Source organism: Candidatus Tisiphia endosymbiont of Nemotelus uliginosus (assembly GCF_964264755.1).
Classification (GTDB): Bacteria; Pseudomonadota; Alphaproteobacteria; order Rickettsiales; family Rickettsiaceae; genus Tisiphia.
Map to the genome: position 1 here is coordinate 834,999 of NZ_OZ183481.1, position 13,733 is coordinate 848,731.

General features: G+C 31.6%; 10 protein-coding genes. 2 read left to right on the top strand and 8 right to left on the bottom strand.

The window, feature by feature from the left end:
• Positions 1 to 24: 24 nt before the first annotated feature.
• From ACFELW_RS04405 to ACFELW_RS04425, 5 genes are all read right to left on the bottom strand, one after another.
• Positions 25 to 1,500, bottom strand: a complete 1,476-nt coding sequence (locus ACFELW_RS04405) for a sensor histidine kinase (protein WP_375329742.1) — start codon at positions 1,498 to 1,500, stop codon at positions 25 to 27.
• 35 nt (positions 1,501 to 1,535) lie between these two features.
• The gene (locus tag ACFELW_RS04410; RefSeq protein ID WP_375329743.1) at positions 1,536 to 2,522 is read right to left on the bottom strand and encodes an SPFH domain-containing protein; all 987 of its coding nucleotides are present in this window, start codon (positions 2,520 to 2,522) and stop codon (positions 1,536 to 1,538) included.
• A gap of 492 nt (positions 2,523 to 3,014) precedes the next feature.
• Entirely contained in the window at positions 3,015 to 4,013 is a 999-nt protein-coding gene (locus tag ACFELW_RS04415) for an efflux RND transporter periplasmic adaptor subunit (protein WP_375329744.1), read from the bottom strand.
• Positions 4,014 to 4,026: 13 nt separating this feature from the next.
• A complete protein-coding gene (locus ACFELW_RS04420) occupies positions 4,027 to 4,788 on the bottom strand; it encodes a DUF2608 domain-containing protein (protein WP_375329745.1) in 762 nt (253 codons plus the stop codon).
• Entirely contained in the window at positions 4,788 to 5,546 is a 759-nt protein-coding gene (locus tag ACFELW_RS04425) for an alpha/beta hydrolase (protein WP_375329746.1), read from the bottom strand. Before ACFELW_RS04425 ends, ACFELW_RS04420 begins: the two co-directional genes overlap by 1 nt.
• Positions 5,547 to 5,562: 16 nt before the next feature.
• Here ACFELW_RS04425 and ACFELW_RS04430 point away from each other — a divergent pair, with 16 nt between their 5' ends.
• Entirely contained in the window at positions 5,563 to 6,729 is a 1,167-nt protein-coding gene (locus tag ACFELW_RS04430; RefSeq protein WP_341759009.1) for a glycosyltransferase family 4 protein, read from the top strand.
• On the opposite strand, the gene ACFELW_RS04435 is transcribed toward ACFELW_RS04430, so the two are convergent.
• Entirely contained in the window at positions 6,700 to 9,033 is a 2,334-nt protein-coding gene (locus ACFELW_RS04435) for a tetratricopeptide repeat protein (protein ID WP_375329747.1), read from the bottom strand. The genes ACFELW_RS04430 and ACFELW_RS04435 overlap by 30 nt on opposite strands.
• A gap of 197 nt (positions 9,034 to 9,230) precedes the next feature.
• Entirely contained in the window at positions 9,231 to 10,583 is a 1,353-nt protein-coding gene (gene ffh, locus ACFELW_RS04440; protein WP_375329748.1) for a signal recognition particle protein, read from the bottom strand.
• 715 nt (positions 10,584 to 11,298) lie between these two features.
• Between ffh and ACFELW_RS04445 the strand changes: the two genes are divergently transcribed.
• Complete coding sequence (locus tag ACFELW_RS04445) at positions 11,299 to 12,813, top strand: peptide MFS transporter (RefSeq protein ID WP_375329749.1); 1,515 nt, start codon at positions 11,299 to 11,301, stop codon at positions 12,811 to 12,813.
• A 198-nt stretch (positions 12,814 to 13,011) separates the two neighbouring features.
• On the opposite strand, the gene ACFELW_RS04450 is transcribed toward ACFELW_RS04445, so the two are convergent.
• Positions 13,012 to 13,689, bottom strand: a complete 678-nt coding sequence (locus tag ACFELW_RS04450; protein WP_375329750.1) for a hypothetical protein — start codon at positions 13,687 to 13,689, stop codon at positions 13,012 to 13,014.
• Positions 13,690 to 13,733: the final 44 nt, after the last annotated feature.

Sequence of the window (13,733 nt, forward strand, 5' to 3'; positions counted from 1 at the left end):
CCAACTTCTCATCAATTGACTATACTAATCAGAAGAAAAAGTTAATGTTACAGTAGTGCCTATGCCTATTTTACTTTGTAAATCAAATTTACCTTTCATTAATTCAACCAACTTGCGAGTAAGTGGTAAACCAAGACCGGTTCCTTGGTATTTTCTGCCAACGGTACTATCAATCTGCCCAAAGGTTGATAGTACTTTGGGAATATCTCTCTCATCAATTCCTATACCAGTATCTATAACCTGTATATAAACTAGCCCTTTAGGCTCATCTTTCTCAGCATAAATTGTTATAGTACCTGATGCTTTGGTAAATTTTATAGAATTAGATAAAAGGTTAAAAAATACTTGTTTAAGTCTTTTGGGATCTGCTTTTATCACGATATGATCTTTTGGTAATTTTTCAATTAATTGCACTGATGCCTGATCAGCTCTTGGGTTCATTATCCTTACAGTAGAAGTAATTAATTTATTGAGATCTAACTCGATAAATTCAACTAATAGCTTGTCAGCCGATGCTTTTGATAAGTCTAATATATCAGTTATTATACTAAGTAAATGCTTACCTGCACTGTTAATATCTTTTATATAATTATCATGCTCTTTATTGTAAGGTGTAGACATCATAATTTCTGAAAAACCTATAATAGCATTTAGAGGGGTACGTAGTTCATGACTAACATTGGCAAAAAATTTAGTATGAGCAGAACTTTCATTTCTAACCTTAATTACCGCTTCCTCTAAAGCTTTATTAGCCTCAAATTGTTGATCTATAATCTTCTGTGCATAATTTGTGTTGCTAATTACGATAATTAAGAATATTAGCATAATGATAAAAAATGTTAGTAATACTTTTTTCTCCAGCTCTATAATACTTGACCATAAACTAGTAATATTAGTATTAATCTCTAACACACCATCAACAGGATACCTAGATAAGTCGCGGTTTATTATTGGAATATAACTTGTTATACAGGATGCTTTCTCTACTTTCCCTGACATATGGAATAGGGCTCTAGGAATTAATATATGACTTGTCATTCCTTTAAAAGCTTTGTTAAAGGCTTGCTCTACAACCAGCTCTTTTAAAAAATATTTGTCAAATTGGCTAATAATTCTTTGATACAAAGTATCTTCAGGAAAATTCACCTGACTTGTTATTTGAATTGGAGAGCTGGTTATAATTTTATGACCTTGTAGATCATATAAAGAAATATAGGCATTGAGATTAACAAAAATATCAACTGAAGTAGTTGCAAATTTAATAAAATCGGCATCTTGCAATAAATTTATATAACCAAATTCATGTAATTTATTTACAGCCGTTTTATTCCTATTCCAGACATTTTTTGTATAAACACCAGCTATTTTAATATTTGCTTCTCCAACTTGCTTTAAAATCATTTCTTCAATAATGAAGTAACGATAGTAAATCATGTTGACAATGATATTTATAAATAACCCAAAGAATGCCAGTCTAACAATATACTTATTTTGAATCATTAGATTTGCACATATTCATTTAGGTTATACCACGGTTATTCACTAGCACTAAGTTTTTTCTTTGTAGATGATTCCTTTATATTTGATTCCTTAGGCAATTTCTTATCACTCGCTGATTTCAGCTGATCAAAAATACTCAAAGCTTGAGTTATAAAGCTTCCTGGCTCAGAAAGATTTGCCGGCAAAATTACTGTATTACTATCCTTAGCTAACTCACCAAAAGCAGATATATATTGTTCAGCAATTTTTAAAGATACTGCATCGTTTCCTCCAGATTTCTGAATAGAGGCTGCTATAAGTTCAATACTTTTAGCAGTAGCCATGGCTACTAATCCTATTGCTTCAGCCTCACCCTTAGCCCTATTTACTTGATCAATATAGGAAGCTTCAGAATTTAATACAACTTGAGCCTTCTCGCCTTCCGCATGGTTTATTTTTGCTTGTCTATTGCCTTCTGAGTCTAAAATTTGGGCTCGTTTTTGACGTTCTGCCGCAACTTGTAACTCCATCGCTTTAAGTATTGTTTGTGGTGGCTGAATGTCTTTAATTTCATAACGCATACATTGTATTCCCCAATTGACTGCCGCTTGGTTAATAGCAGAAACAATAGCGATATTCAAGGTTTCTCGTTCTTCAAAAGTTCTGTCTAATGGTAACTTACCTATTTCTGAACGCATAGTGGTCTGTGCAAGCTGAGTGATAGCATAATATGGACTATTAACCCCATAAGATGCAGCAACTGGATCGACAATTTTTACATATAACACACCATCTATTAGTAACGTAACATTATCATTGGAAATGGCTGTTTGAGCAGTCACATCAATCGCTTCTTCCTTTAAAGTGTGTTTGTAGGCTACTTTCTGAATCACTGGTATCAAAATACTCAAGCCAGGCTGCAAGATTCTATCAAATTTCCCAAATTTTTCAACAATCCATGCTTGTTGTTGTGGCACAACCTTAACCATCTGTATAATAATAAGGATCGCCACGATACTACAAACTAATAATATATATTCCATATTTTCTCCTTTTTAAATCTATAACTAACCCGATTAGTATTTACCCATACAAACCGTCATTGTGAGGAAGCCCGTAGGTCAACGAAGCAATCCAGGAAAGTGAATAGAAATGGATTGCTTCGACTACTACGTAGTCTCGCAATGACGTTTAAGATGCATACACGTCATTGCGAACGAACGTATGTGAGTGTGGCAATCCATTTTTATTCACTTTTGGATTGTTTCGACTACTACGTAGTCTCGCAATGACGTTTGAGATGCATACACGTCATTGCGAACGAACATATGTGAGTGTGGCAATCCATTTTTATTCACTTTTGGATTGTTTCGACTACTACGTAGTCTCGCAATGACGTTTGAGATGCATACACGTCATTGCGAACGAACATATGTGAGTGTGGCAATCCATTTTTATTACTTTTATGGATTGTTTCGTCGCCTTCGGCTCCTCACGTGACGTCAGTTCACATGGCTAAAACCTTTTTTGGGTAGCTATAATAATTTCACTATGCTACCGTCATTAATCTTAGTAATTCCCTCCACTATTACCATATCTCCTTCTTTGATTTCGTCTGAAATAATCTCTGTTAGACCATTTAGACTAGTACCTAGCTTAACATAAAGTTGTTGCACTTTGTTATCATTAAGTTTATATACAAAATACTGACCTTTACTATTACTCTGCACTGATTGACTAGCTACTGCTAAATTCCGATGTTTGTTAATAATTAAATCTATAGGCACATAGCTTCTATGTAGCATATTACTATTAGAATCAACAATAACTTTAGCACTTATAGTACCATTATCTGAAACATATTGTGATATCTCAGCAATTTTTCCATTAATCTTATCACCATTATTATCGGTTATCACTAAATCAGTAGATACTGACACCTGATTATAAAGCTCCTCAGGTAACTCCATTAAAATACTCTTAGTGGTAGAATTTTGAGCAATAATGCTAAAAAGATAATTTTTTTGTTCTACCTTATCCCCTTTTTTTAGCTTTATTATACCAATATTTCCATCAAATGGTGCTACGATAACCATATCGTTGTAACTATTCATTGCTTTGGAAAAAGCAAGCTTAGCTGTTTCTAAATCACTATTTGATTTTTCTAGTACATCACTACTAATATATTTTTTGGCAAATAATGCCTTATCACGTTCATAAGCAGTCATCGCCGTTTTTAAAGAGATTTCTGCTTGTGACTTAGTTGACGTAGCTAAATCTTTGTCAATAATAAGCAAAATATCTCCTTTATTAACCTTACCTTGAGAATCAGATACTACATCAACCGTACCAGAAATATTAGCATAATAATCCCGGCTTGCATCATTTTTACATTGTCCGACAACGCTGAAAACATTATGCAAATCAGCCATTTGCACTTTACTGGCTTTTACCGGAATGCCCTCTTGTTTTTCAGCGATAGCACAGCAAGAAATAATGCATATACTTACAAAAACAATTAATTTATTCAACATTTCAAATACCATATTAAAGTTTTAAATCTGTTAGCCAACGATGTTCATTCTCTAAAATTTCAAAACGAATTTTTTCACTTTTTTTATCAAGCTCTGCTTCCGGTACTAAAGAAGCTCCGCTAAATTCAAAACCATAAAAATTAATCTGTAATTTAGTACATATTTTTTCCACCGACTCAATATTTTCTAAAACATCATCAACGAATATTATGGTTTTAGGGTAATAATTTTTCTTGTGTAAAATATTCTCTAATACTACACCTTTATCAATATCGGCAGTAAGAATCACCCCTTCTTCCATCATCGGCATACCATTCTCACTATGTAATTCATCAATTAATATTTCCTCTTTTATTGGAGTAGATTTCATAAAATCTATATTTATTCCTTTAAGCTCTTTTAAACGCCAATTGGTAAAATCTTCAATAACCCCGAATCTACCTGTATATAGCTTGGTTAAAGCAGCAGTTGGAATTTGCCTCTCCCATAATTTACTCAATATATCATTTATATTGGGGTTCACTAAGCGAATAGTACGATTTTTTAGAATAATACTAAAAAAAAGTTGCCTTTCTTTTCTAGTAAAGCGTTTTTTGCTTTCAACACACCATTCGCGTCTATAAGGATGAGTTAAGCGATATTCATCTTGAGCCATGATCAGTACGTCATCCACATCAAAAAGTACCAAACTATCTTGATCTAGCTTATCTATTACTTCTGCAACTTTTAAAAAATCTGATACTTTAGCTGTTTTAGCAAATTTATGGTTATTCATTAGTTTTTATATTTTATTATTTCTTCCAAAGAATTAGCAATTATAGCCAAATCTGATTCTCTTGAGAGATTGTGATGCCCATCTTTTATTAATTTCATTACTACTATATCACTAGTAATTTTTTCTACTAACTTATTTGAAATATTATAAGGTACATCAATATCTAACATCCCGTGAATTAAATGAACAGGTTTCTTAAGATTAATACTATTTGAGTTTAGTAACAAGTGATTTTTGGCTTCAAGTATTAATTGATAGCTTATTGGGTATGTATTATTGCAATTACGCCCACTAACATCAAGCCATTTTTGCTGTTGCATTTGTTTTTTTTGACTTTCAGTTAAATTTTCCCAAATGTTTTCTGTAAAATCTATTGCTGGAGCAAGACCAATAACGCTACAAATTTTACTAGGAAATTTTATAGCAGCCAACATAGCAAGCCAGGCACCCATACTGGAACCAATTATAATAGTTGGCTGCAGGACAAGTTTATTTAATACCATTTTAACTCCCATAAGCCAAGAGCCAATAGTTTCATCAAGAAAATCACCTGACGATCTTCCATGACCAAAATTATCAAATGTGATAAAATTATAATCTTGTTTTTTACAGTAATTTTCAAGGAATACAGCCTTGGTACCATTCATATGTGACATCAAGCCATGTAAAAACATTACGGAAGGCATATTTTTTTTACTACTTTTATAATGATTATAAGTGATAAATTTTTTATTTTCTGTATTATATATTTTTTCCATTTAAATTAGTTAATTAATGATTTCATCAGATTCACCAAAACGATACCATAAACCAACCATTTTGCAAGTAGTTCCAGCTTTATTCTCTGGTGGAGTAGAGAGAGGGACAATTGAAGTGGCAAAAATGTTAAAAAAAGCTGATTATAATGTTATTGTAGTCTCATCTGGTGGTTCGTTAGTTGAAGAGTTAGCAGTTGCAGATATACCACATATTTCTATGAATAGTGCTACTAAGAATCCCTTTTCAATATGGAAAAATGCAAGGATTTTATCAGAAATAATTAAGGAATATGGTGTAGATATAGTACATGCAAGATCGAGAGCTCCAGCTTGGAGCTGTTATATGGCAGCAAAGGCTACTAATACTAAATTCTTAACAACATTTCATGGCATTTACAACATCTCGAATTTGTTCAAACATTTCTATAATAGTGTGATGATTAAAGGCGAGAGAGTCATAGCTGTATCTAATTTTGTAAAGCAACATATATTAGCTAATTATAAAATTCTAGAAAATCAAATTACTGTAATACGTCGAGGAGTAGATTATCGTTATTTTGATCCCAAAAATGTTACAGAAGAAAAGTTATTAAAATATAAAAAGAAATATAGTATATCTAACAGTACTCCTATAATATTGTTACCATCAAGATTTTCCAGTTGGAAGGGACACCTTACCCTTGTTGAAGCACTTGGCAAATTAAAGCATCTAGATTTCTACTGTCTCATGGTTGGGGATTTATCTAAACACCCAAATTTTACAGATCGAGTAAAATCTCTTATAAACGTATTGAAACTACAAAGTAAAATTCAAATTTTTGGTAATGAGATTGATATGCTCAGTCTTTATGGTGTTTCAGATATAGTATTATCTACTTCGATTGAACCAGAAGCATTTGGTAGGACTATAACTGAAGGACAATCAATGGAAAAGCTAGTAATTGCTACAAATATTGGTGGGGCTATTGAAACAATATCAAATACAAAAACTGGATTTCACGTCAACCCAAACGATCCTATCGATTTGGCAGAAAAAATTGAACATTGCTTATCTATACTTAAAACCAATGAAGGCAAAAAAATACAACAAGCAGCAAGAAAATCAGTAATCGATAATTCCTCCCTTGACTTAATGCTCAGTAAAACCTTAAATTTATATAAGGAAATGCTCAAAAAAACATAATATTTTCACAGAACCTAGATTCTTATATCTTGAAAATCTAATATAAAAGCCTAATCTATTTTTTTCCCATAAATTCATATTATGTTGTTTGCAATACTCAAACATAGATACAGTATTAGTGTGATTTACTCCGAACTCTTTTACTTGCTGTTTACCAAAAAACTTATAACTATATAAGTCTCTTGCTTTACAGGCAGCTTTAGCTCCTTGACTATACAACTCACTAACTTGTGCCACATTTTTACGATTATCTCTATATAAGTAATAATATATGGTATAAGCTTTATTATAGGATTTTATTGCTTCTTTTATTTTATCTTGAGCAAACAAAACATCACCTTGTACTACATAACTCACTGCTAAGTTTATATCTTCGGAATAATCTGCACCTTTAGGATTCCTATGCTCATCGGCTAAAAATATGGTGATAGCCCTATTAACATGCTCTAAGGCATGGTCTAACTTACCAAGCCCTAACTCACTTCTTGCCATTTGGATAAAAATGCGACCAAATATTTCATGTTCTTCTTTTTTAGAGGATTTATGCATATCATATAATTGCTCGACTACAACATGTGCTTCTTGGTATTTTTTAAGATAATTTAATATTTCTGCTTTAAGCATATAAAGGCTTGTAAGAAAAAAATCATCCGGTTTTAATCCCTGTTTTATACTTTCTGTTATGTCTTGATTAATTTGATCCAATGCCTTAGGATATTTTCCTTGTATAAGAAATAACTGTGATTTAACACAATGTAGAAACCCTATATCACTCTTATCTACCAAGTTACTAGTAAACATTTGCTTCATAATTTGTATATTTTTTTTTGCTTCTTGAATTTGACCTAATGCAATATTAGATGTTGCCAACGCATAAAATACGTTACACTTAAAAGTTTCGTAATCTTTTACTTTGTCAAAAACTTCTTTTGCTCTAATGTAATATTCAATTGCCACTTGATTGTTAGAACAGTTCTTATAATACCTTCCTATAAACTTTATATATCTTGCATATATATGTTTTTCATCATTATTCATTAACCATAATTTAAACTTCCCTTCTTGATCATTTTTATTAAACCAATCAACTAATTTCTTTGCATTATAGTTATCCCAAGAATTAAGATATTGTAGTATTAAATATAACTTTAATCCCAGAATTTTATATATATTAACTTTGTATTTTTCCGAATTTTTTAAAATTATTTCAAAATTTTCAGATATAGTCTTAGCAGTTCTAAAAATACGACCTTTTATTCCACTTTTTGGGGTAGCATCAATTAATTTAACAACAATATCCTCTAAGTAAGGTTTATTAATTTTTACTCCATTCATTTCTATTATTTTCTGAACAATAACATCATGCATTTCAAAGACAGGGTTAGTGTCATGTGAGTCAATGTTAGATATTAAAGCAAATTTAGATAATTGATATAGATCATCATCAAGAGTATTTTGATTATCCGTAATAATTTTTAAAAGTTCTTTCGAGAAACCTTGATTATTTATTAAGGCTATTTTATTTAAAAGTTTCTTAGCACTTGGCTTTAACTCATTGATAACTAATGTAATGTTTAATTGAATTTTATCTGTTGATTGCTGGATTTTATCCTTATATTCTTTTCTATCTAAATCTTTTACATTATTTAATAATTGTGCCCCTTGTACTATCAGGATAGGATAACCAGCAAACTTTTCGCTCAAGAATTCTGCTAATTTAGCGTCATTATTTTCTATAATATTATTAGCCAGAGTAATCGCATTACTTTTTTCAAAGGCAGTCATTTTGACTATATTAGGCAATATTTCGCTATCTTGGGAACAAAATATAACGTGTCCATTATGTTCCCAATCAACGAACTCTTGAACTTTTTTATTTTCACTTATCTTCAGATTATCGAATATCAACAACCATTTATCTTGATTCGATAAATGACTCATTAGTTCTTTTCGTACCAATCTCATATCTTCTGATATTAGATTAGATTTAGCGGTGCTATTAATAGCTTTTGCTAGCTTTAGCAACTCTTGATTAATATCTAAATTACAATCAACAAACCAAATAAGTTTATAATTATTTTGATTCTCATAACAATACATTCTAGCAAGCTGTGTTTTCCCCATGCCACTAGTGCCTACTATGCTTGTTTGTCTGTATTTAGTTAAGTTATTCTTGAGTAGATTTAGTTGCTTTACATGATTGACAAAATAAGTAACTGGTGTAACAAAATTAGATATTTGTTGTTGAGCAAATGAATTATGCGGCATTATCAATAATATTATTAATGTTAAATATTTATCCATTTTTTGCTCCTAACAAACGATTTCAGGAAAGTTACATTACTCTTTCTGTTTAATTCTATTTTTATCTACTAATACGAATTTAAGACATTTTTTTAGCAGTTAGTACATTATTCTCTTTTATTAAAATATCAATTTGCTAAGCTATAGATTCTATTTATTCAAATATGACTTTTGATAATTATCTTTAAAGCGAAAATTTATGGTTTGAATAAATTGCCTAGACCGCTACGCATTAGGCTTTTGGGATTCATATTGCTTGCCTTCTTCATGAGATCGCTTATTTGCTTAAATTGTTTCAATAGATTATTGACTTTCTGGACTGATGTTCCTGAGCCTTCAGCAATACGTTTTCGACGTGAGGCATTTAGCAAATCTGGTTTTCTTCGTTCTTTTTTGGTCATTGACAAAATTATTGCTTCTTGGTGGTCTATTAATTTGCTACTTAATTTCGATTGATCGACCTTATCGATAATTTTATTAATGCCAGGTAACATATTTATCATACTGCTCAATCCACCTAGTTTTTTTATACTCCTCATTTGCGTTAGGTAATCTTCCAAGTCAAATTTACCTTTTTTTAGTCTAGCAGCTGCTTTTTCCGCCTCTTCCTGATCTATTAGGCTACTTGCTTTTTCAACAAAGGAAATAATATCTCCCATATCTAATATTCTCGAGGCGATACGTTCTGGATCAAATAACTCTAAATCTGCCAATTTTTCACCAGTACTTAGGAACTTAATAGGCTTATTGGTAACATGCTTAATACTCAAAGCCGCTCCACCTTTAGCATCACCATCAATACGAGATAAAATCACCCCGGTAATTCCTAGTTGTTGGTCAAAATTGCTAGCTATAAGTACTGAATCTTGCCCTGTCATTGCATCAACCACCAGAATTATTTCATTTGGCTTTACTAAATTTTTTATATTTACCGCTTCTTGCATCATTTGATCATCGATTTGCAACCTACCTGCCGTATCATAAATAACGACATCATAGGCGGCTAATTTTGATTCGTGCAAGGCTCTTTTAGTAATATCGATAGGATTATGGTTGGGGATAATAGTTAAACTATCTACCTCTATCGATTTACCAAGGATGGTTAGCTGCTCCTGAGCAGCAGGACGATAAGTATCAAGAGAAACTAACAACACCTTTTTATTCTGATTTTTTAGCCTAAGTGCTAATTTAGCACTGGCAGTAGTCTTCCCACTTCCTTGCAGCCCAACCATCAAAATATTTACCGGAGGGGCAGATTTAAGTTGTAATACACTATCCTCTGGAGAAGAGGATAATATATTAATTAACTCATTATGGATAATTTTTACTATCATCTGCCCTGGAGAGACTGATTTTATCACCTCCTGCCCCATAGCTTTTAACTTTACTTCAGCAATAAAGTCCTTAACTACCGGTAGTGCCACATCTGCTTCAAGAAGGGCAATCCTAATATCACGCATAGTATCGTTTATTTGGGCTTCAGATAAAGTGCCGCTTCTTTTGATACGATCAAAGATTTTTGTTAGATTTTGAGTTAATGTTTGGAACATAAAAATGCAAATTTAATAAGTTACTTTAATTTTATTATTCTAGCATATTTGCTAATAAGCACTAAGCATATTATTAAAAAAAATAACTAATTAATTTACCTTATGATAAATTTATGCTATAATTTAAAGTGCAGTATAATTATTATGCTGTTAACACTCAAAATTATAAAGGAGTTATTATGTTAAAAAACTTAAGATTATCGTTAGAACGACAATTACTAGCAATTTCCAAAAATTTAAATTTTTCTTATCCAACATCCTCATTTTATCATACCACCATGTTTTGGTGTCTTAGCCATTAATCCATATTTTTCTACTTTTTAAAATTTTTATTACTATTTGCTTTTAGCAAGCATTTGTTTGTTTTTTTTAATTGTTTTACCCTCTCGTCATTGCGGAAGTTTAACCATCCAACGTCATTGCGAGGAGTACACAAACCTCAAACGTCATTGCGAGGAGCTACTTAGTGACGAAGCAATCCATATAACAAGCTTCATGGATTGCCACGCTCACGTATGTTCGCTCGCAATGACGCCAGAAGGTATTGTCACAACCTACTTGAGTGGTCTTGCTAATAGACACTTGAGGGGTGTTGTAATCCTCATTTAAAAATAATAAATCTTAAATGTTCTACTAAGAGTGACTTTTTTAAACTTAATATATCAGATTAAATCATTAACAATTGGTTTGATATAAAAATGAATTGAGGTTCACGATGAGTAATTGTGTTGATTTACTAGATATAGATAATCTAGATATCGATAATATTAAAGAAACTAAAATATTTCCTAAACACCTAAAACTTCTATTTTTCGTTGAAATGTGGGAGCGTTTTAGCTATTATGGAATGAGAGCTTTGCTGGTGCTATTTCTTACATCACATTTAGGATTTAGTGATGCTAATGCTTATGCCACCTATTCTTTATTTGCTGCTATTGGCTATGCCGGTCCGGTACTCGGAGGCTTTTTAGCTGATAAATTAATGGGATTTCGTAATATGGTACTAATTGGCGGTATAATTATAACAATTGGTCATATTTGTATGACTTTAGTAGGATCAGACCCAAATTTTGTATATTTAGGCTTATCACTATTAGCATTAGGAACAGGTTTATTTAAGGGTAATATTACAAATTTGTTAAGTTGCTGCTATAAAGAGAGTGATCCGGATAGAGAAAGAGGTTTTACCTTATTCTATGTTGGAGTAAATTTAGGATCATTCTTAGCTTCTATTTCCTGTGGTTATGTGGCAAGTACTATTGGTTGGGACTACGGATTTGGTTTAGCTGGTCTAGGTATGTTAATTGGTCTTATTATATTTGTTAAATTTCAGAATTTACTAGGTAATAATGGTTTATCACCTTATCCACACCTCATGAAAAAAAGATTTTTCTTAAGGTTGAATCCTTTTACTATAATAATAGTAAGCACTCTATTTCTAGCATTTCTTGTTTCTGAAATGTTAATATTTGCTGAATTTTTTGCTAATATGCTTAGCATTATAGGTTTAGGGGTATTTGGGATATTTGGCTATATTATATTTAAGTCTCCAACAATTCAAAGACAAAATCTAATTGCCTTATCGATGATGATTTTTTTATTAATGTGCTTTTTTGCGTTAGAAATGCAACTTGGGTCTCTTATTAACTTATTTACTGAAAGGAATGTGGTCAAAGAAGTATTTGGCATCATGATTCCTGCTTCAGTATCACAAGCAATAAATCCTTTCTCTATAATAATATTTGGTTCTTTGTTAGGCACTTACATGAAGTTTGATAAGAAATATGCAACTTTAATGTTAATTTTAGGTCTTTTGACCTTAGTTGTGTGTTTCTTTATTCTTTATATCGGTTGCGTAAATGCTGATAGTAATGGCAAAGTAGGATATTTATATTTAGTAATTGCTATTTCTTTTATGAGTTTAGGAGAGCTTTGCATAGGACCATTAGTACAGTCCAAAACAACTTTACTTGCTCCAAAACACTTACGTGGATTTATAATGGGTATATTAATGCTATCACTGGCATTTTCAAATTTACTAGGCACTGTAATAGCAAAATTTATGTCGGTACCGTCTATCGGAGGAGAAGTAGATTTTATGGAGTCACTATCTATATATAAAGAAGGTTTTTTATATATATCCTTCTTTAATTTAGGCATAGTTGTTATATTCACCATATTTTGCTCTATTTTCTTACATAGAGTTTTAACTAGACAAAGTTATAGCTAACCCGCCGTCATTGCGGGGAATTACTTTACTAGTAACGCGGCAATCTATAAGAATATGGATTGCCACGACCACACAGTGGTCTCGCAATGACGTGTTTTAAATTTACCTACAGTATCATTGCAAGAAGGCATAGCCGACGAAGCAATGCATTTTTTCTGCAATTTTTAAATTGCCACGAGGCTTATTCATAAAGACGAATTAATTAGTACCAGTTGCCTTTATATCATCATCTTCACTGAGAAATTTTTTCTGCATCTCTGATTTACCGACTGCCTTGTTAGTTTCTACCCTTTTAATTTTTTTATGACTATTTGCTTTAGGTTTACTTGGTAAAACTTTATTTGGTAAAACTTTATCAACAGTTTGTTGGTTAGTAGTTTGTCGTGCAGGACATTTATATTTTTCTAAATCTTTTTTAGTTTCACGTAACATAGCTTTAATTTGCTCTAGCTCTTTGTGCAAATTATTGTTTGCTTGATCATTCTTATCATTATTTTGTTTCTTCAGCTTATCATTTGCCGAATTCAATGAAGGATATTCTTTTTCTTGATTTTGCTTGCGTTTTTCATTACGTTCCGCATCTTGTTTCACCATCTTAAGATACATTTGACGATTTCTTAAAGTTGGATTTATTGTTTCGGTATCATACTCACTAAGCAAATCGCCCTCATCATCATCAAAATTTTCTTCCATAACATTTCTTTTTGCCATCGCTATATATTTCTTATTATAAAGCGGTGGACGTTTGCCACCGGCAAAACCTTTGCTATCTATAATTTTATTATTAGCAGATTTTTTGAAATATCCTCTAAACCCATCAGTACAACCTGAAAGTAGGGATAATCCCAAAACTATAATAATAACTTTTTTTAACATAAATTAGTCCGATAATTTTATAGTAACATAATTAATGACACAAA